The following is a 20,308-nucleotide window of genomic DNA, read 5'->3' on the forward strand; positions in this document are numbered from 1 at the left end:
CAAACATAGATGCAGGGAGTGGGTTAACAAGGATGTTGATGGAGATAAACTATGGGATAGACTACAGTCAACAGCAGTTGAGAGATATAAGTAGGAATATGAGGAAAGGGATAATGAAAGAGGATGTAGATTTGTTGATGAGAAGTTTACAAGAAGGGATAGGGCAGATAAGTTACAGGGTACAGGTAGAGAAAGAAAGGACATACGAAGCGATAATGATGGGGTTATTGATAGGAGGGCAGATAAAAGCGCAAGCGGAAAGGGAAGTATCAGGAGGGATAATAGACATATTGATAGAGAACAATGGAGTGGTGTACATAATAGAGTTGAAGGTAGACAGAAGTGCAAAAGAAGCACTTGAGCAGATAAAAGAAAGAAGGTATTATGAAGGTTTTGCAGGTAAGAAGTGCTATTTGATAGGAGTGAATATAGACAGTAGTAAGAGGAACATATCGGAATGGGAATATGAGGTGGTAAACTGATATATCAACAATAAAACAAATAGCTCGTTAATATTTTTGTTGTTAATGGTTGGCAAAGATTATAAGTCTATATCAAACGAGATATACCAGTGTTAATTGCTGAATTATAAATTTTTACAAGTTTACTCGTCTATAAAATGGATAGCCGAAAGAATAAAGCAAATCATTCCCAACACACGTCGACGGGTGATAAATAAGAAAAGAATTTAAGTTAAACTTACGTTAGTCGGTAAGTAGAAGAGCATGGATGGAACACTTAGAGATTGTACGTTATCGTTTGATGAACAAATATAAGAAATTTTGTTCAGTTATTTATCGGACAAGGCAGTTGAATGAAATCGTAGAGGTGGAAATTCTACTAAAGCAATCTTTAGTTTGTTACTTTCAGTCCAAATATTAATCCGCGCTGTGGGAGGTTGTTTATAGTTAGAAAAGTAAATAAGGAAATATGAAAATTACCTCAGGAACTATAAGAAAGGATAGTATTTTTAGAAAGTCGATTATATAATAGATATAAGGACAAAAGTTCAAACGAAGCGTCTTGAAAATTAGAAAACGGAGGTGTTTTCAATGGCAGATTGTGTATTTTGCAAGATTGTTGAAGGAAGTATCTCATCTGACAAATTATACGAGGATGAAGATTTTATAGTTATAAAAGATATTAGACCTGTTGCACCTATGCATTTACTTGTCATATATAAGAATCATATTGCAACAATAAACGAGCTTTCAGAAGAAGATTCAAAAAGAATGTGGAAACTGTTTGAAGTTATAAAAGTGGTAACAAAAAATCAAGGTATTGAGAGCTATAGAATTGTACAGAACAATGGAAAAGATGCTGGACAAGAGGTTCATCACATACATTTTCACGTAATCGGTGGTAGAAAGCTCGGAATACTTGGATAAGTTTGAGGGGTAATTTAGAGGTTGAACAAGTATTCAACGTTTGGAGGTGAATTACATAAAGGCTATCGTATACTTGCCATTGAAGGTTGATGTTGCTAAAAGGCTAAATTTGCCAGTTAAATTACCGGTATTGGCTGAAGATTTGTTGTTGATAACTGATCAGGATAATATCCCCATAGACGTGGTAATAAGAGGTCTTGAAGAACAATGTAAGATAGAAAAAAGCGATTACTGGTTATCATACTTGGTGTATTTTTATTATGAGAAATTCAAAATAGCTTTAAACGAGAAAGATTTTTCAGCAGCTCACCAGCTGCTTAGTAAAGCTAAAGAGCTTCAATATGATTACAGATATCATTTTTACAATGCTTTATTACAGTCAAGACTTGGTAATTATGAGATAGCCGAGATTGAACTTAAGCAATCGTTAGGTTTAAATCCAGATTTCTCGCTTGCTTATTACGAGCTTGGAAATATACTTTTTATACAAAAGGATTATGAAGATGCTATAGAGGCTTATAAAAAGGCTTATCAGATGGAACCAACTTTTCTACTTCCGTTATTAAAAATTGGCGATATATATATGGAGTTAAACCAACTTGATGATGCTGAAATAGTATATAAATCTATAATATCCAAAGATACCCTTCACCGCTACAGTACAAGAGAAGGACTTGAAATCGCACCTATTCCTGAAGCTTACTTACGATTAGGTGTTGTGTACAATTTACGACAACAATTTGACAAGGCTGAAGAGATTTTCAAATTGGGATTAAATGTTGGCAAAAAGGCAGAAATTTCCTATAACTTGGCTTACACACTTACAAGGCTTGGAAAGCACCTGGAGGCTTACAAAGTATTGTTTGATCTTGCAAAAGAATATAGATCACCTGAGGTATTGAACGAGTTGGGCATCCTTCAGCGAAGGCTTGGGTTGTACGAAGAAGCCTATAAGACATTTGAGGAGATACAAGAACAATTTCCAGAAAATTTTGAGCGAATACAGTATTTTGTTGGTGAAAAAAATTTTGAAAGTGAGTATGAAAATGAATTGAAAAGATCAGAAAATGTGCTTGAAAGGATTGAATTCCCTTTCCAAGATCAATTAAATTTAATAATAGAATCAACCGACGATGATGGAAACATTTTAATTGACAAATTTGCCGAGTTAACAGGTCTGGTTATAGCTCCTCAAGACAATAATCAACCAAAAAGTGAACATTTTCCGTATATATTCGCTGGCATGTACATAGCAGGTACGCAACCTATTGTGATGGAAAAGAACGCAACTATTCTGACTGTAGCCACACTTGGTACAGGTTTACCAATAGCTTGTACGACAGCAATACTTAGGTTATATCAATATATACTTTCAGGATTGCACAACATAGATCATTTTATTGAAGAGATTTACCCGGAAATTGAAGAACTACATTTTGATTTTGCAAGAAAGTTGCTAAGTTTAACAGAACAACCATTGGATAATTTCTTTGACGTTGCGTCGGAAAATTACGAAGATTTAGCTTTGAATATCATAAGAGCCGTAGGATACTTTCCAACTGCGGAGGAGATAGAAAACATAAAAGACAGCATTCTAAGAAATACAGTTGCGTTTTTGGTCAGTATAATGAAAAACGTTATTTAACATCTGAATATCTTAAAACGGATTTACGCCCAAAGCTTGTTGTCTTTGGGCGTTTTAATTTATCGTTATTTGACATCATATTACATTTACAGTATAATAAAGTTGAACATTGTAATGTATGAGGTGGTGGGAAATGTGAAGGTATTTTTCGTTGGTGGAGGAAACATCGCAAGAATAGTTCTTAAGGAGCTTGGTAGCTGTATAGACAGTTGTTGGTATTACGATAAGGTAGAGACTGGTCTTGAATGCAAGTATTTATCGAGCTTTTATATCCCATCGGATTGTGACGTTGTAGTTGAGTGTGCATCTACTGAAGCTGTTAGAGAATTTGGATTGGAAGTACTTGAGTCAGGGAAAGACTTATATGTTATGAGCTCTGGTGCATTTGCCGATGAAGAGTTCTTTAAGAGATTCTCAGAAAAGTTAAGTACATCAAAATCGAATGTTTATATACCTTCAGGTGCTATTGGTGGGCTGGATATTATCTATGCTATTCGTAATTACATAAATAGTGTTAAGATTACAACAAGAAAACCACCAAAGGCATTTGGGTTAGAGGAACTATCCACACAAAGAACGATATTTTATGGTAAAGTTGTAGACGCTATTAAGCAGTTCCCGCAAAATGCAAATGTTTCAATTACACTATCGCTTGCCGTTGGAGATTTTGAAAAGGTTTTTGTAGAGATTGTTGCTGACCCAAAGATAGAACAAAACATACACGAGATAAATATTTCATCAAGTGTAGGTGAGTACACGATTATACACAAAAACAAACCCTCTCCAAACCCAAAGACAAGTTACTTAGCTCCGTTATCACTTGCTGCAGAACTGAAGAAAAGATTTGAGAAGTTAAAAATATGAACTGTGGAGGGAAGGAAGAATGTACACCATAACACCAAATGATATTAAATCACTCGCAAGAGAAAAAGGATATGTAATAGTCGCTCATAATTACCAGATCAGAGAACTTCAAGAAATAGCTGATTATGTTGGAGATTCGCTGCAACTTGCAAGAATTGCGACACAGATAGATGCGTCCAAAATATTGTTCCTTGGAGTAGATTTTATGGCAGAATTGATAAAAGTCTTGAATCCTGAGAAAAAGATAATAGTGCCGGTAAGATACTCAACTTGCCCAATGGCAAATTCTCTTAACGTTGAAGATGTAGTAAACGCGAAGAAAGTTTATAACGCACCTTTTGTTGCTTATGTGAACAGTAAAACGGAAGTTAAAGCTGTTGCAGACGTAGTTTGCACGTCGGCTAATGCAGTTGATGTGGTAAGAAACATCGATAGCGATATAGTTTTAATGGGTCCTGATAAGAATTTGGCCTCATTTGTAGCAGAAAAAACAGGTAAAAAAGTTATATCAGTTCCCGGCGAAAGTGGATACTGCTATGTACATAACTATGTGAGCAAAGAGCAAGTAAAAAAACTTGCTGAAAGATATCCTCAGGCTGAAATAATGGCACATCCAGAAGTGCCAGAATGTGTGAGGCAAATTGCACATTTTGTTGGAAGTACTTCTCAGATGGAGAAATATCCATTAAAATCTGCTGCGAAAGAATTCATTGTTGTTACAGAAATAGGAATGATAGAAAAGCTTAGAAAGGTCTATCCCGATAGAACGTTTATACCAGTAAGTTCGATGGTATGTTACAACATGAAAAAGAATAATCTAAGAAATACCTACACAGCATTGGTTAAAGAAAAAGAAGAGGTATTGGTTGACGAAAAACTGGTTGAGAGGGTAAGAAAAGCAATAAATCGCATGATAGAACTTACAGAAAAGGTTGTGAATTTAAATGTTTGAAAAACTGGCGGAGAAGATTGCTGAGCTTGTAATTGAAGACGAAAATTTCATAGATTTTGCATCTTATCCTCTAAGAGGGAAGATGGTGTCGGGTAACATTATCCTAAAGAGCAACTACGCTGTGCTTTCTGGTTCTGAAATTGTTGTTAAGGTGTTAAAGAAATTCTCAATAGATAGCGAATTTTATTATACAGACGGTGATATAATTTATAGTGGAGCGAATAATGTCATAGCAAAAATTTCTGGTGATGCGTACAACGTACTCATATGTGAGCGTACAGTCTTAAATGTTCTATCTTTTATGTCATCAGTGGCGACAAAAGTCAGAAAACTTGTAGAAAAAGCTAAGCAAAAAGCTCCACATGTGAAAATTGCGGCAACCCGGAAAACCATACCATTTTCAGGCGAACTACAAAAAATTGCTATTATCCATGGTGGGGGGGATACACATAGGTTAAATTTGTCAGATTGTGCTATGATAAAAGATAATCACATAAAGCTTTATGGCTCAGTAGCAAATGCGATAAGACGAGTAAAAGAAAATTTGAGTTTCAGCAAGAAAATAGAAGTGGAAGTTGAAAATGAACAAATGGCTTTAGAAGCGTGTGAATGCAAAGCTGATATTATAATGCTCGATAATTTTCCTCCAGAGTTAGCATGTAAAGTTGCTGAAAAAATAAAAAAATTTAATCATAGCATATTGGTGGAGGTTTCTGGAGGTATAGACCCTGATACAATAGAAAGCTATCTGTGCGAGTATATAGACATAATATCCTTAGGAAAAATCACGTCGGAAGTAAAATATATCGATTTCAGTCTCGAACTAATTTGACAAACAAAATTAGATTTGGTATAATATAAAACACAATCCGTGTTTCAAGATTAGTCAGTAGTTTATTTTGTGAAGAAAGAGGGTGAAAGAATGTTAGAGGTTGGACAAAAGGCTCCAGATTTTGAGCTTGTAGATCATGAGTTAAAACCATTTAAACTTTCAGAACTCAAAGGCAAGGTGGTACTCGCCTTTTATCCTGGTGCATTCACAAGTGTTTGTGAAAAGGAGCTTTGCAGCTTTAGGGACATGCTTTACAAGCTGAACAACTTAAATGCAACGGTTGTGGGCATAAGCGTTGATACTCCATTTTCAAACAAAGCATTTGCTGAAAGAAACAAGCTGAATTTTAGATTGCTATCCGATTTTGGTGGGTTAGTTTCCAGGCAATATGGAGGAGTACATGAGAATTTTATAAACATACCTAATTATACAGTTTCAAAACGTTCGGTTTTCGTAGTCGGCGACGGAATAGTTATTTACAAGTGGGTGACGGACAACCCGGCTGTAGAGCCTCCATATGATGATATAGAGAAAGTGCTCAAGTAAATATAATTTAGGAGGGGTCTGATATGATAGGTGAAAAAGTTTATAAAATGTTAAATGAACAAGTTGGAAAGGAGTTATATTCGGCTTATCTTTATTTGTCCATGGCGGCATATTTTGACGCAATAGATCTGCCTGGATTTGCAAAATGGATGAAAGTCCAAGCAAAAGAGGAAGTGGGGCATGCTATGAAAATATATGAGTTCATATACGAACGAGGTGAAAGAGTCGAATTCCCTACACTTGAAAAGCCACAACCTTCTTGGGAAAGTCCTCTTAAAGCCTTTGAAGCAGCATATACCCACGAAAGGTTTGTGACTGAAAGTATCAACAAAATATACGAATGTGCTAAGGAAGAAAATGATTACGCAACGGAGCAATTTTTACATTGGTTTATAAAAGAACAAGTAGAAGAAGAAGCTCAAACAGAGTTAATAGTTAGAAAGCTTAGAAAGCTTCAAGACTCACCAACAGGTTTGTATATGCTTGATAAAGAACTGGGATCGAGAGAGTGAATTGGTTAATCTAAAAAACAGAGTGTCTTAAAGACACTCTGTTTTTTATTTCTGATTTGTTCTCTTTAGAAAGTACATATCGCTGATAATGAACTTTTTGAATAACTTTTTGCAGAAACTTTAGGTTGGATTCATGTCCTGCTACAATCAACATAGTTAATGAGTTTTTTCTTGATCGTTTAAAAATTGCTCTATTTCAAAAATCTTAAGGTTTGAAACCTCCTTATTGTTTGAATAGTCTATATAAGCAATTTTTAGACCTCCAGTAAAAATATGAGGAATCAAAAGTTTATCGATTGGTGAAAGGTTTTCTGAAAATAAGTTTTTCTCATTGATCCAAACTAATTCTCCTTCTTCACAGTTAATTACATTCATTGAATCTAATTCTGCTGAGAATATAAAAAGTATCCAGTTATACTTATCAGGTCCTATTTCAGAGGTGATCATTCTTAATTGCAAATTTTTCGGTTTAAGCCCTGTCTCTTCAATGAACTCTCTTTGTATTGCATCTTGTACACTTTCATGACTTTCCACTTTTCCACCTGGTGGTACAAGAAACCCAGCAAATGGTTCGTTTTTTCTTTTCATAAATAAAAAATTTGTTTTATATTTTGCATAGCATATAACTGCCAGCTTTTGTTTATCACTTCTTTTGATTCTGTTTATAAGTGTTTGGTAGTCCACAAATCTTTCACCTCCTGTCTTATTGCTTAAGATATTATATCACCAGAGCCAAGTTCATGCTTCTGAATTTAGATTGCGTAATTCAAAGTTTTTTAACGCAAAGTGCAATAAATTTAGGATTGGCGTGATCATAGGATTTATTAAATTATGAACTGTCTTTCACTTTGTTCATGATATAATTTATATTAAGGGGGTGGCAAAATGAGATACATAAAACTCGGTGGTGTAATTGACGTACCTGTGATAGGGTTAGGGTGTATGAGAATATGGAATAAAACCTTGAAAGATGTTGTAAAGCTTGTGGAAACAGCCTATGATCTTGGAATAAATTTCTATGACCATGCTGACATATACGGTGAAGGACTGTCAGAAAAGATATTTGCTCAGGCACTCAAGCAACTGGACATTCCCCGGGAAAAGGTAATTATTCAAACAAAGTGTGGTATAAGGAATGCATTTTACGATCTTTCAAAAGAACACATTATACAGTCTGTCGAAAATAGTCTTAAAAGGTTAGAAACAGATTACATAGACATTCTGCTTCTGCATCGGCCAGATACACTTATGGAACCTGAAGAGATTGGAGAGGCTTTTTCTTATCTTCATTCGAAAGGGATGGTAAAATATTTTGGTGTAAGCAATTTTAATCCTATGCAGATAGAATTATTGAAAAGTGGTGTTAGTTACAAGATACTGGCTAATCAATTACAATTGAGTTTAACTAACTCTGGGATGATTGATTTTGGATTGTTTACAAATACAAAGTTTCCCCAGTCGATAAATAGAGATGGTAGCGTGTTAGAATACTGTAGAATGAATGATATAACAATTCAAGCTTGGTCGCCATTTCAATATGGGGATGAATCTGGAAATATAAAGGGTACATTTATAGATAATCCAAATTTTCAACGACTCAACGAAAGAATGAAAGAAATATCTGAAAAATATGGAGTTTCGAAAGAGGCTATAGCCACAGCCTGGATAATCAGACACCCTGCGAATATTCAAGTCATTGTAGGTACAACCGATTCAGAAAGACTTACAAAAATCTCGGAAGCTTCAAATGTATACTTAACAAAAGAAGAGTGGTATGGACTGTACATATCGGCTGGGAATATGATACCTTGATAATATAGGAAAGGAGGAATATACGTGAAAACTCAGAAGAAATTTATATATGTGGGTGGTCTGTTTAGTGTTATTTTTCTGCTTTTTTTCTTGTTTGATTGTGCCAAACAAAACACACTTCATATTTACAATTGGGCAGATTACATCCCGCAAGAAGTTATTAAAGAATTTGAAAGGGAATATAATTGCAAAGTTATTTACGACACTTACTCTTCTAACGAAGAGATGTACTCAAAAATAAAACAAGGTGGTTCTGGATACGACATAGTTTTTCCTTCAGGTGATCACGTTAAAATGATGATTAATGACGGTATACTTGAGAAATTGGACTTGAGTAAAATACCAAATTTCAAAAACATAGATCCTATGGTTTTGGAAAAGACAACTTTTGACCCAGAGCACAAGTATTCTGTACCATATATGATGGGAACGACAGGGATTATAGTTAATAAAAAGCTTGTCAAGAATTACGAAAAATCCTGGAGTATTTATGAGAGAACAGACTTGAAAGATAAGATGACGTTGTTGGACGATATGAGAGAGGTCTTTGGTGCTGCTCTTAAATACCTTGGTTATTCAGTTAATTCGACTGATCCTGAGCAGATAGAAAAAGCAAAGCAAATTATTCTGAATTGGAAAAAGAATATCTTGAAATTTGACGCAACTACTTATGCTCAAGGTATTGTAAATGGTGAATTTGCCGTGGTTCACGGTTATCCAGAAAATGTCTTTCAGTTGATTCCTGAGGAAGAAAGAGAGAATTTTGAATTCTTTATACCAAAAGAAGGTAGTACTCTTTGGATAGATAGTATGGTGATATTGAAAGATTCAAAGAACAAAGAACTTGCTTATAAGTTTATAGATTTCATCCTTAGACCAGAGGTAGCTGGAAAAATTTCCGATTTTCTAATGATACCTTCACCTGTAATAGGGGCATCGAAGTACGTAAAATCTACGTTATCCTACCAGATTTCTGATCTCAAGAATTGCGAAATTATTGATTATTTAGGCGAAAAAATTGATTTGTATAACAAAGCGTGGGAAGAAATAATTAAATAAAACAAACCTCGGACTTTCCGAGGTTTGTTTTATTTTTCGAGTTTCGATAATTTGTTTATTCTTTCTTCAGGTGCTGGATGACTGTAATACCAAGTTTTGTATAAAGGTAACGGACTAAGGCTTGTAAGGTTTTCTTTAATGAGTCTTTTAAGAGCGTTCATCAATGGTTTTGAACTTCCAATAAGTTCAGCAGAGTATTTATCTGCTTCGTATTCTAATTTTCTATTCATGTAGTTCATAAGCGGTGTTAAAAAGAAAATTATAGAAACAACAAATAACGAGCAGTAGAAGAATACCGCATAAGGTTGTGATATTCCAGGTTTTGTGGAAGAAAATATTTTGTATAGCTGGTTCATCAAGAAAAGTACGAAGAATTCATACAACGCAAAGACAAACATTAGTTTTGGAATATGTCTTTTCTCGTGATGGCCCAATTCATGAGCAATCACAGATAAAATCTCTTCCTTAGGATATGATAGCAAGTTGTCAAAAAGCACGAGCCTTCTTGATGTACCAAAACCTGTTACATAAGCATTTTGCTTTTTTGTTCGTTTTGAAGCATCCACTACGTATATTTTAGGTATTTTGACTTTGGCTTTTTCCAACAAAGTTCTTATTTTGTCTTTTAATTCAATATCTTCAAGTTCCTTGAACTTGTTAAATAGTGGCGCAATAAGAACTGGTGATATGTATGAATAAAAAAAGGTAACTGCTATTCCAAATATAGATGCTTGCCACCACCATGTTTCAAATTTTATCAAAAACCACATTAAAATTAAAATAATAGGTGTACCAAATGTTACAGTAAGAACTAGAGATTTTAGTATGTCTATGAGGAATGTTTTTGGTGTGGTTGTATTAAAGCCGTATTTTTGTTCTAAAACGAATGTTGAATAAATATCAAATGGCATGTCTATGATAAACTGGATAATACCGAGCACTCCAAAGAAGAGCAAGCTTTGGATAAAAATGTTTTCTGAAATGTTTTTTGCTATATTCTCAAGTTCTGGTACGCCTTTTAAAATTAACCATAGTAGTACGAGTAAATTTACAGCTGTCGATAAAATCGACATTAGCATCTTATCTTTCGTGTAATTTTTATTTTTTTCAAAAATTTCCAGATCAATAACATCTGAAAAAACTTCAGGAATTTTTACTTTGCGATTTGTTGAATAAACAAGGTTAGCTATGGACAGTACTATAGTCCAAAGGTTTTTTATCAACACAAGTACAATTAGGATATTTAACAAACTGTTGTTCAAAGAGACTCCCCCACTCTCACTCTAAGTGTGAAAAGTAAATGTTCGGCTTCTTTGAGAAAGTATTTTCCATATCTTTCATTTAGGTGAGAATTTTTGAAAATTGCCAGTCCAGTAAGTTCTAAAACTTCCATTTTGTATCTTTCAGCTAGTTGTCTTATATCTTCCTCATCGAATGCTCTTGATATGAAGTAACCGTATTTGGAGCCTATTGGTAATTTTTGATTACTTTTTAAATAAATAAAATCCTTCCATTCACCGTAAGTAACGACGTCTTTTAGGTAACTATAGTAATTGTCCACCGTACCAAACACTAATGTACCATATTTTGAAAAATGTAATATCTTTCTCATGACGATATCGTAATCTTTTACGTAACTAAGCACATCGCCAAGTAAAAGAATTACATCATATTTTCCAATCTCGATGACGTTTTCTATAGTATCGTTTATGAACAAACAATTATGCGAAACACTTTTGAGTTTTTCTTCTGCTATCTTCATCATGTTTTGTGCCGGTTCAACTAAAGTTACATGTGCACCTCTTTCTACAACCCATCTAGCCCAGTTTCCTGTACCAGACCCAATGTCGAGTACTTTCAAATTCACAAAGTTGCTTACGTATTTTTCCATAATTGTCTTAATATGCTCTTGTGAACACTTCCAATATTCATCGTTGTACATACTGTCATAATCGTGTGCTATGTCGTTGTAATAATGATATGAATTCTTGTACAGCTTTGACATATCCAAGGTTGCCTCTCTTATACTTGCTTTAGCTTAAGTAGAAAATTCTATAATCTTTTCTACTTCCTTTTCATCGCATAGTTTTTTGAACAAACTGTCTACTTTTGCATTAGTTCCAATTACGAGAGGTTTAGCTATACTTTCGTTTAAAGTCTTTTCTAAAGCATCAATAGGTTTTCTTAAATCAACATTGATTACAAAATACCCGTCTTCAGTTATCGCAATTACGGAATATTTGGGCATTATTTGTAATAAGAAGAATATTAATTTTTCGTCTTCTTGAAATTCTAAAAGGTCTATTTGTTTTCTTAACATAATGTTCTCGATAAAGAATGCCAAAGCTATCTTTTCTTTTGGTTCTAAATAATTGTACCGTACAAGTTCTTTATTTTTTAATATTTCTTTTATCAATTCTTCATCTTCTATCTCATTGTAAGCCACTGTTGAAAAGGTGCTTTCTTTTAGTTTTCTTGCAAGGTCGTTTGTAAGTTTTCTAAGAGCAACTATTTCCCCAGATAATTCACATATTCTATTTCCAGACTTTTTCAAATCTACCAAGCTTGTGGGAAGATTACCCGATAATCCGACAATTATGTTTGGATTTAGGTAGTTAATTATGGCACCAATTATTATTGCAAGGGAATTGTGAGCGTATTTAGAAAGTTTTACGAATCTTTCACCCACTTTGTCTAAAACTTCGTAGTCAAACTGTGGACTTATGAATCTTTCAAACGTCATATGGTCAAATTTTTCGGAAGCAAAAAGTTCAGACAAAACCCTATGAATTGTTGCGTCGTATTTCATGGTATGGTAAAATGCCTTGAGTGCAAACATTCGTCTATCATGTAGTTGAACATCACCACACAAATCAAGTGATTTTATAACTTTATTGTAATCGGCTGGATCACAGATGACAACAACATTTCTATGATTTTTAGCAGCAGCTCTTAACAATGCGACACCACCTATGTCGATGTTTTCTATAAGTATATCTTCATCTCTCGTTTTCTTCTGTACTTCATCAAATGGATAGAGATTAACCACTACCATGTCGATGGGGTCAATTTGATTTGTCTCAAGTTCTTTGATATGTGTTTTATCACCTAAGTCAGCAAGTATTCCACCAAATATTTTTGGATGTAGGGTTTTCACTCTACCGCCAAGTATTTCTGGAAAGTTTGTCACTTCTGAAACTTGTTTAACTGGGATACTGTTTTCTGCCAAAAGCTTGGCTGTTCCACCTGTAGTTATTATTTCTATACCCCTGTTAACCAACTCTTTTGCAAATTCAACGATACCAGTCTTATCAGATACGCTTATGAGTGCCCTTTTAATGTTCATTCTAATTCCCCCACACTCATCGTTTTTTTGTCTATTTATTTATTACCATTCGATAATCTTGCCAGTATAATCAAGAAATATACCTGTTTTGTTTACTGTCTTTGCAATTTTAATTATACCTTCCGCCGATTCTTCTGGCAATATTGGAGCATTCATACCTCCCATGTCTGTCTTAACCCATCCTGGATGGATAGATATAACATACATGTCTTTCAACCTATGGGCAAGTAACTTGGTAACCATATTTAACGCCGCCTTTGATATTGAATATGGAATCGATGTTGTTCCTCCAGTGTTTGCGATACTACCGAGAATACTTGATACGTTTATTATCTTTGTTCCTTGTTTGATTTTACCAGCCTTATAAAGTTCTTGCACAATGATATACGGTCCTAAGGTATTAACTTTGAAAGATAGCAAAAGTCCTTCTTCTGTAACATCTGGAAAACGCTCTTCAATAAGTATTCCAGCGTTATTTATTAAAATATCGACTGGTTTATCGATATTTCGCACGAACTCTTCTATAGACACAGGATTAGAGGTATCAAGCTTTAGAACTCTCAACTTAGGATGTTGCAATGGCATTGAACTTCTTATACCCACTGTTACCTCTTCATTCTCTTTAATCAGTTCCTTCACGATTGCTAAACCAATACCTCTATTTGCACCAGTAACTACCCAGTGCATAAATTCACCTCCGTGATGGTGTTAATGTCTTTCGAATTTGTAATTCGGCTGTTCCTTTATTATATTATTATAGTACTCTTCAGCATGGTCGTCTTCAAGAGCTTTATACATGTAATATAGATATTCCATAGCTTTCAGTCTTATATCCTTATTAGAGGAGTTTGAAAGTTCCTCAAGTTCACTAAGGTTGTTGTATATGTATTGAAGCACGTTCATAATTTCTTCCTGTTCGATGTATTCGAGAAGTATCTTAGAAAGTTCAACATTATATTCTAATTTTACTCTTTCTGAATTATCAAACTGTCTCATACGAGAAAGTACCGAGAAAGTCTTATAACCCATATTGTACAACTTTGAGACGGCAGACTGATACTCTGCCCTAAACTCTTCATTGCTTTTTGAATCTTCTATAGCAGTTACTATACCCGCGATAAGCCAACTGTTGTTTGTTATAACTGCTTTATTCGCGCTAAAAACTTTTGGAGAATATTCATTAAAAATCTTTTTTGGATCTTTTCCATTAACGAAATCTAACCAAATCAAGTAGGCATCAGAAGTGTTAACTTTGATGTTTTCAGATTTGATTTTGGCATCTATGTAAGACTTGAGTTTCTCTTTCCCAATTTTATCTGCAACTTCTGAGTAGTTTGGCCACGATTTGAACTTTTCGAAAGTCGATAAATCGTTATGATTTCTCACAAAGAAAACATAGTTACCTCTTTCTGTGTATTGTATCCTTATGTTGTTCTCATATTTTCCAAATAACACATCCAAAAATAATTCGTTTGTCTCTGATTTTTTCAATCCGTCGTATGAATCACTTTGAACATCTTCAGTTGACTCAATTGCTTTTTGGAATCCTTCTTTTAAAGCTTTTTCGTAGAATTTTTGTGCTTCTTCTTGTGTTTCAAAGATAGCATAATCAATATCCACGTACTCTTCTTCCATTAGTTGTTCCCTGTTATCAGTATAATATTTTTTCAAATCATCTTCTGTAACAAAAGAGTATTTCTTAACAAATTCATCCGAGGCAAGCTTCTCAACACTAGCTAAATATCCTATAACTCGCTCTCTCAAAAAATCGTTTAGTATGTAGGCTTTGACGTAAGGTTCTTCGAATAGTTCATCAAAGCTTCCGTAATAAGACAAATAATGTTCGTATACTTCCATTACCTCTTCCTCGTAAACTTGGGTACCTTCGATGGATTTCCCACTTTTTTCCAAAAAGGCAACAGTTTTTGACTCTCCAAAAAGGCTTGTTACTGCAATTAAGCTCATGAGAACGGCAAAGGATAATAGCCGCGATATCTTTACCATAAAAAACACCTCCAACTTTTTATGAATGAAATTATCCCCCGCTATAACGCGGGGGCGTAATGTTTACTTTTTGTTGTTTTTAGTAGTGGTTGATTTAGAATTTGTTTGGGTGCTTGTTGATTCAGTTACATCGACAGAAGTTGATGTTGAACTTTTAGTTTCTTTTGCAGCCGCTTCTTTGTTCTTTATCATTTCATCAAGTTCTTTTTCTGCTTTGGTAAAGTCTAAACTATAATCGGGTTTCAATTCTTTTAGTTTTTGAAGATAACTTTTCGCCGTTTTTGGATCGTCCAAAGCCTTGTTCATATCGTAAAGTTTGTAGTAAGAGTCTGCTCTAATCTTTATATCAGTTTTTGTTGATTCAGCAAGTTCTGCAAAGCCTTGATAGATTTCAAAGATCTGATTCATTACATAGTACGCTCCGCCAACAGAGAGATATGGTTTTACCTCATCGTACAACTTTGAATAATACTGAAACGCTATGTCTTTCTTCTCCGGATAATAATTTTTCATTCTTCTGAGTATTTCTCTCGAACTCCCCTTCGATGTTTCGTAAACGGAATTTACTAGTTTTTTCTCAAATTCTTTCACGTCCGACTTAATTTTTTCAAGAGCTGTATCCGTACTTTCGGCTATTCTATCAGCAATCACTAAAAATGCGGTTTTTTGCTCAGCTGGTATATCTGTTCTAACTTCACCTTTATCAGTAAAGAGCATCTCGTACATTTTTTTGTATGCATTCATTAAATCTTTGTTTTCAGTAGTAAGTGCAGTATACCAAGCTTTGTAGACGGCATCTCTCAGTTCGAACGAAATCTTTTGCTCATCCTTCCACTTTTTGAAGTTCTCAGCGAATTTTTTGTTTAACAATTCGTCTCGTATTTCTTTATAAGCACTGCTTTTTGCAAAAGATTCGTATTTATCGACTTTTTGAACGTTTTTTATGTTGAAAACAAAATAATTTTCGTTGTACGGGATTGAGACTATAGTCGAAGTGGCATCAAAGATCATTTTTTCAATTTCCTCTGGGAATGTTCCTTTTGTCAATGTGTGTGGGGTAAGATTCACTGACAATTCCGAGGCTGCTTGCGTAATACCTTTTTCAGTAGCAAGTTTAATAAATTTGTTCATTTCTTCTTTTGTTTTGAAGGTGGCATAATCTACTTCTGCTTTAGTATACTTGTTTATTATATCGTTTTTATTCTTGTTGTAATAGCTTTTGACTTCATTTTCGCTAACTCCACCGAGTTTTTCTCTAACAGCTGCTAACAGCAATTCTTGTTCTTTTTGTTTTCTGAATTCCTTTTCATAATTTGTTAAACTTCCATATTGTGTTTTTATTTGTTTAGATTTGTTGTTGTCCTTTTTTACTTCATTCATTTCACTTTTGACAGCTTCGTCGAGCTTCTTCTTATCTGATTTTATGTTGTTGATTTTTGCATAATAAAGCATTGTTTTGTTGTTTAAGAAATCAACAGCTATAAGGGTTTTAATGTACGGTGTTTCGATATATGGATCAAGTTGTGGATTTCCATACATTGCAAGCAATTCACCGTACTTTTCCTCAATCTCTTCTGAGAATAACCAATAGTTTTCGTCTTTCATAGGCTCGTTGTTGATCGTTAAATATCCAGCTGTTTCCTCTATCGTCCTTTTGATTTTCTTTGCACCTGGAGTATAGTTGACTGCAAATGCCCAGAGAGCAATACCTGCAACAAATGCAACAGCAATAATCCATATGAAGACTTGTTGCCACTTACTTATGGTCCTTCTTATTTTGATATCTTTACTTTCTTTACTCATGTACGATCTCCCCTTTCTAATTCTAAGTTTTCAATTTTTTTATCATCTTGAATTTCAATTTCCTCGATATCAATGTCTCCTTCTGGTCTTACAAGAGGGAATGCTATAACATCTCTAATGTTCGCACTGTCGGTGAGTAACATCACAAGTCTGTCAATACCTATGCCAAGCCCTCCTGTGGGAGGCATTCCGTATTCCAGTGCCCTTATGAAATCTCTATCAAGCATCTGTGCTTCTTCATCACCAAGGTCTCTTAACCTGAGCTGGTTCATAAACCTCTCAAGCTGATCAATTGGGTCGTTCAGCTCACTAAAAGCATTTGCCATCTCTCTTCCGTAGATAATCAATTCAAATCTTTCTGTAAGTCTTGGATCTTTTCTATGTTTTTTTGCTAAAGGTGATATTTCAACAGGGTGATCAATTAAAAATGTTGGTTGGATAACTTTATCTTCGACAAGATCCCAAAGTTTTTCTATCATGTGTCCTCTGTCATTTATGTCAATTTCGATGTTATGTTTTCTCAAAACTTTTACCAATGTCTCATCGCTATCTTCGAGAATGTCTACACCAAGATTCTCTTTTATGAAATCTCTCATTTTTATTCTTTTCCAAGGTCGTTTAAAATCAATCTCTTGACCTTGGTAAACTATCTTTGTTGTTCCAAAAAGTTTTTCAACTAAGTATGTTATAAGTTCTTCAGTTAAATTCATCATATCTTCGTAGTCAGCATAAGCTTGGTAAAGTTCTATCGATGTAAATTCAGGATGATGCTTGTAAGAAATTCCTTCATTTCTAAAGATTTTTCCTATTTCGTATACCTTATCAAAACCACCGACAATAAATCTCTTAAGATGAAGCTCTGTTGCTATTCTCAAATACATATCTATATCGAGTACGTTTAAATGGGTTACAAAAGGTCTTGCGGAGGCTCCACCAATTAAATATTGCAATACAGGTGTTTCAACTTCGTAAAATCCTTTGGAATTAAGAAATTCTCTTATCATCTTTATTACGTCAGATCTTATTCTAAATCTTTTGATCGTTTCATCGTTTGCTATCATATCAACGTATCGTTGTCTGTAAAGTATTTCTTTGTCTTTAATTCCATGCCATTTCTCTGGCATAGGTCTTAGTGGTTTATTCAAAAGCTGAAACTTTTCTACAAGAATTGTTATCTCACCTGTGTTACTTTTGAAAACTATACCTTCTACACCTACAATATCACCAACTGTAATGTGCTGTTTGAAAAATTCAAAGTTTTCTGTCTTATCTTTTTTCACGTACGCTTGTATCCTACCAAAGGTGTCCTTTATATGAAAAAATGCGCTTTTACCATGTTCTCTGATTGACATTACTCTTCCAGCTGTCGAGACTTTATGCTCCGTGACTTCCCCGTTTGTCAAGTATTCGAAATGTTTTTTTATGTCTTCGGTTGTGTGAGTCTTATTGTAAGAATAAGGATAAGGATTTACTCCAAGTTGACGTATTTTCTCAATCTCTTTCAATCTTGATTCTCTAAATTCTCTAAGCAAAACAAATCCCTCCTAAGTTGGTTTCTATAAGAATTATCTCGCGCTTATCTCTATAACCTGATATTTAACTATCCCTTTGGGAGCTTTTATCTTAACAGTTTGTCCTTTCTTCGCTCCATTTATCCCCCTTCCGAGTGGTGAGTCAACACTTATTTTGTTAGCAAATATGTCTGCCTCTTGAGGATTGACGAGTTGGACCTTTAATTCTTCGCCCGTATCAATGTTTTTCAACAAAACCCAGTCACCCAAATTAACAGTTGATGAATCAAAATTTTCTGATATTATCTCTGCATTCATCAACATTTGTTCAAGCTCATTTATTCTTGAAGCAATTCTTCCCTGTTCATTCTTTGCCTCTTGGTATTCTGAATTTTCTGAAAGATCACCAAGTTCGCGTGCAGCTTTTATCCTTTCAGGAATTTCGAACATGAGCTGGCGTTTTAATTCGTCAAGCTCCATCTTAAGCTTTTCATAACCCTCTTTTGTTAGCTTTACCTTTTCCATATGCGATCCCTCCTGAACGTTGTTTTACAAAACTTTCTAAAACTATATCTGTCCTTCATTTCTTAATTCTCTAATAACTTCTATAAATTGATCAATCTCTCTAAAGTCCTTATAAACTGAGGCGAACCTTACGTACGCAACTTGATCGACCTTCTTTAGCTCCTCCATTACGAGTTTTCCTATAAGCTCTGTTGATACCTCGAGTGTACCACTTTTTTGAAGCTTTGATACAATATTATCAACAATTCTTTCTATATCATCGGTAGTGACTGGTCGTTTTTCAAAGGCTTTGAGCAAACCGTTAAGGATCTTCTTTCTGTCAAACTTTTCCCTCCTGCCATCTTTTTTTACAACTGTTATTGGGCCTGTTTCGTATCTTTCATATGTTGTAAATCTTGCATGACACTGAGGACATTCTCTCCTTCTCCTGATGGCACGTCCTTCACTCAGTTCTCTTGAATCAAGCACTCGTGTATCTTCGTATCCACAAAACGGGCATTTCACTACAATCACCTACTCTCTAAATCTTTATCTATAACAAAAGTGTTTTCTTCGTTTTTACAGTCTTGTTGTATTTCTTCTAACTGCACCTGTTCCAAATTCCTTAATTCTTCGGCAATATTCATAAGTTTTTTTATTCTGTTGTAAACCATACTCTTTGTAAGTGGTGGATTAAACAATTCGCCAATTTCTGATAAAGAGAGTTCTTCGTTCTCCAATCTTAACTGAGCAATTTGTTTGAGTTCTTCTGGAAGATTGTCGAGTCCCAGCTTATCTTTGATTAAATTAATACATTCTATTTGCTTAGCGTTACTTTCACCAGTTCTTTTAGCGTTTGCAGTTAAAAAATTTAGAGAGCGATTTATATCGCCCTTTATTTCCCTCGATGTAAGTATTTTTTCAAAGTGTAGGGCGGCACGTCCAGCACCCATAAGTTCGAGTATTTCCTGAATATCCCGCCCTCTTTTTATATAATATCTGTAATTGTAATTCATCTTTGAAATTTTTCCGGAGATTCCAAGAGCTTCGGTCAATAGCGAGTCAACGTATTCCAATAAAGCTTGGTTATAGGAAACAAATTCTAAATGATAATGTTTTGACGGATCTGTTATTGAACCTACTGACACAAAGAGTCCACGAACAAAAGCACCAAAAAATCCTATATCATCATTTATTATACTGGGGATTTCAAGTATGGAAACATCTATCTTTTCGAGTATGTCCAAGGGTATAAATATCTGTACTCTCTTCTTTTGCAATCGATTTTTTAGTAACGTAAGTCGTTTCTTATCAACACCAAGTAAGTGCATTAGATTCATTATTCTTCGTGCTGCTGGAATAAAACCAACTTCTAAGGAAATATAAACATCTACTGCACTTTTGACGATGATTCCCTTTCCTTTTAAATAACCCGCAAGCTCGGCACGTGCTTCATCCGAACTCAATACTTCAACTTGACATAATTCACCTTTTACTTCTTCGGAAAAAGTATATCTCACAACTTCACCT

21 protein-coding genes are annotated in these 20,308 nt (G+C 34.6%); 10 read left to right on the forward strand and 11 right to left on the reverse strand.

Annotation, left to right across the window (positions count from 1 at the left end):
• The 8 genes from N2Z58_08775 to N2Z58_08810 form a co-directional block, all read left to right on the forward strand.
• Nucleotides 1-482: PD-(D/E)XK nuclease domain-containing protein (locus tag N2Z58_08775; GenBank protein ID MCX7654749.1), on the forward strand; the 482-nt coding region annotated here is incomplete at its 5' end.
• Nucleotides 483-1,052: 570 nt separating this feature from the next.
• The gene (locus tag N2Z58_08780) at nucleotides 1,053-1,388 is read left to right on the forward strand and encodes an HIT domain-containing protein (protein ID MCX7654750.1); all 336 of its coding nucleotides are present in this window, start codon (nucleotides 1,053-1,055) and stop codon (nucleotides 1,386-1,388) included.
• 46 nt (nucleotides 1,389-1,434) lie between these two features.
• The gene (locus N2Z58_08785; protein MCX7654751.1) at nucleotides 1,435-3,033 is read left to right on the forward strand and encodes a tetratricopeptide repeat protein; all 1,599 of its coding nucleotides are present in this window, start codon (nucleotides 1,435-1,437) and stop codon (nucleotides 3,031-3,033) included.
• Nucleotides 3,034-3,168: 135 nt separating this feature from the next.
• A complete protein-coding gene (gene nadX / locus N2Z58_08790) occupies nucleotides 3,169-3,897 on the forward strand; it encodes an aspartate dehydrogenase (GenBank protein ID MCX7654752.1) in 729 nt (242 codons plus the stop codon).
• A 19-nt stretch (nucleotides 3,898-3,916) separates the two neighbouring features.
• Nucleotides 3,917-4,849 carry a quinolinate synthase NadA gene (gene nadA / locus N2Z58_08795; GenBank protein ID MCX7654753.1) on the forward strand — a complete coding sequence of 311 codons (933 nt, stop codon included), beginning with the start codon at nucleotides 3,917-3,919 and terminating at the stop codon, nucleotides 4,847-4,849.
• Nucleotides 4,842-5,681 (forward strand): carboxylating nicotinate-nucleotide diphosphorylase, encoded by an 840-nt coding sequence (nadC, locus tag N2Z58_08800; GenBank protein ID MCX7654754.1) that lies wholly within the window; start codon nucleotides 4,842-4,844, stop codon nucleotides 5,679-5,681. Before nadA ends, nadC begins: the two co-directional genes overlap by 8 nt.
• 90 nt (nucleotides 5,682-5,771) lie before the next feature.
• Nucleotides 5,772-6,227, forward strand: coding sequence for a peroxiredoxin (locus N2Z58_08805; protein ID MCX7654755.1), 456 nt, complete (start codon nucleotides 5,772-5,774; stop codon nucleotides 6,225-6,227).
• Nucleotides 6,228-6,250: 23 nt separating this feature from the next.
• A complete protein-coding gene (locus N2Z58_08810) occupies nucleotides 6,251-6,739 on the forward strand; it encodes a ferritin (GenBank protein MCX7654756.1) in 489 nt (162 codons plus the stop codon).
• 156 nt (nucleotides 6,740-6,895) lie between these two features.
• Here N2Z58_08810 and N2Z58_08815 read toward each other — a convergent pair whose 3' ends face one another.
• Nucleotides 6,896-7,423: an NUDIX domain-containing protein gene (locus N2Z58_08815; protein ID MCX7654757.1), complete on the reverse strand. Its 528-nt coding sequence runs from the start codon at nucleotides 7,421-7,423 to the stop codon at nucleotides 6,896-6,898.
• Between the two features lie 201 nt (nucleotides 7,424-7,624).
• On the opposite strand from N2Z58_08815, the gene N2Z58_08820 reads away from it, so the two are divergent.
• Nucleotides 7,625-8,551 (forward strand): aldo/keto reductase, encoded by a 927-nt coding sequence (locus tag N2Z58_08820; GenBank protein MCX7654758.1) that lies wholly within the window; start codon nucleotides 7,625-7,627, stop codon nucleotides 8,549-8,551.
• Between the two features lie 51 nt (nucleotides 8,552-8,602).
• Nucleotides 8,603-9,610 carry an extracellular solute-binding protein gene (locus N2Z58_08825; protein MCX7654759.1) on the forward strand — a complete coding sequence of 336 codons (1,008 nt, stop codon included), beginning with the start codon at nucleotides 8,603-8,605 and terminating at the stop codon, nucleotides 9,608-9,610.
• 29 nt (nucleotides 9,611-9,639) lie between these two features.
• On the opposite strand, the gene N2Z58_08830 is transcribed toward N2Z58_08825, so the two are convergent.
• From N2Z58_08830 to whiA, 10 genes are all read right to left on the reverse strand, one after another.
• Complete coding sequence (locus tag N2Z58_08830) at nucleotides 9,640-10,872, reverse strand: M48 family metallopeptidase (protein MCX7654760.1); 1,233 nt, start codon at nucleotides 10,870-10,872, stop codon at nucleotides 9,640-9,642.
• Complete coding sequence (locus N2Z58_08835; GenBank protein MCX7654761.1) at nucleotides 10,869-11,615, reverse strand: class I SAM-dependent methyltransferase; 747 nt, start codon at nucleotides 11,613-11,615, stop codon at nucleotides 10,869-10,871. Before N2Z58_08835 ends, N2Z58_08830 begins: the two co-directional genes overlap by 4 nt.
• A 33-nt stretch (nucleotides 11,616-11,648) precedes the next feature.
• Nucleotides 11,649-12,956, reverse strand: coding sequence for an IMP cyclohydrolase (locus N2Z58_08840; protein ID MCX7654762.1), 1,308 nt, complete (start codon nucleotides 12,954-12,956; stop codon nucleotides 11,649-11,651).
• Nucleotides 12,957-12,998: 42 nt separating this feature from the next.
• Entirely contained in the window at nucleotides 12,999-13,643 is a 645-nt protein-coding gene (locus N2Z58_08845; protein ID MCX7654763.1) for an SDR family oxidoreductase, read from the reverse strand.
• Between the two features lie 21 nt (nucleotides 13,644-13,664).
• Complete coding sequence (locus N2Z58_08850; protein ID MCX7654764.1) at nucleotides 13,665-14,960, reverse strand: peptidylprolyl isomerase; 1,296 nt, start codon at nucleotides 14,958-14,960, stop codon at nucleotides 13,665-13,667.
• Between the two features lie 63 nt (nucleotides 14,961-15,023).
• On the reverse strand, nucleotides 15,024-16,763 hold the full coding sequence (locus N2Z58_08855; GenBank protein MCX7654765.1) for a peptidyl-prolyl cis-trans isomerase: 1,740 nt from the start codon (nucleotides 16,761-16,763) through the stop codon (nucleotides 15,024-15,026).
• Nucleotides 16,760-18,295, reverse strand: coding sequence for a lysine--tRNA ligase (lysS, locus tag N2Z58_08860; GenBank protein MCX7654766.1), 1,536 nt, complete (start codon nucleotides 18,293-18,295; stop codon nucleotides 16,760-16,762). Before lysS ends, N2Z58_08855 begins: the two co-directional genes overlap by 4 nt.
• Before the next feature lie 33 nt (nucleotides 18,296-18,328).
• Nucleotides 18,329-18,799 carry a transcription elongation factor GreA gene (greA, locus tag N2Z58_08865; GenBank protein MCX7654767.1) on the reverse strand — a complete coding sequence of 157 codons (471 nt, stop codon included), beginning with the start codon at nucleotides 18,797-18,799 and terminating at the stop codon, nucleotides 18,329-18,331.
• A 42-nt stretch (nucleotides 18,800-18,841) separates the two neighbouring features.
• The gene (nrdR, locus tag N2Z58_08870) at nucleotides 18,842-19,303 is read right to left on the reverse strand and encodes a transcriptional regulator NrdR (GenBank protein MCX7654768.1); all 462 of its coding nucleotides are present in this window, start codon (nucleotides 19,301-19,303) and stop codon (nucleotides 18,842-18,844) included.
• A 5-nt stretch (nucleotides 19,304-19,308) separates the two neighbouring features.
• Nucleotides 19,309-20,298 carry a DNA-binding protein WhiA gene (gene whiA / locus N2Z58_08875; GenBank protein ID MCX7654769.1) on the reverse strand — a complete coding sequence of 330 codons (990 nt, stop codon included), beginning with the start codon at nucleotides 20,296-20,298 and terminating at the stop codon, nucleotides 19,309-19,311.
• Nucleotides 20,299-20,308 lie beyond the last annotated feature (10 nt).

This window comes from Fervidobacterium sp., from assembly GCA_026419195.1.
Taxonomy (GTDB): Bacteria; Thermotogota; Thermotogae; order Thermotogales; family Fervidobacteriaceae; genus Fervidobacterium.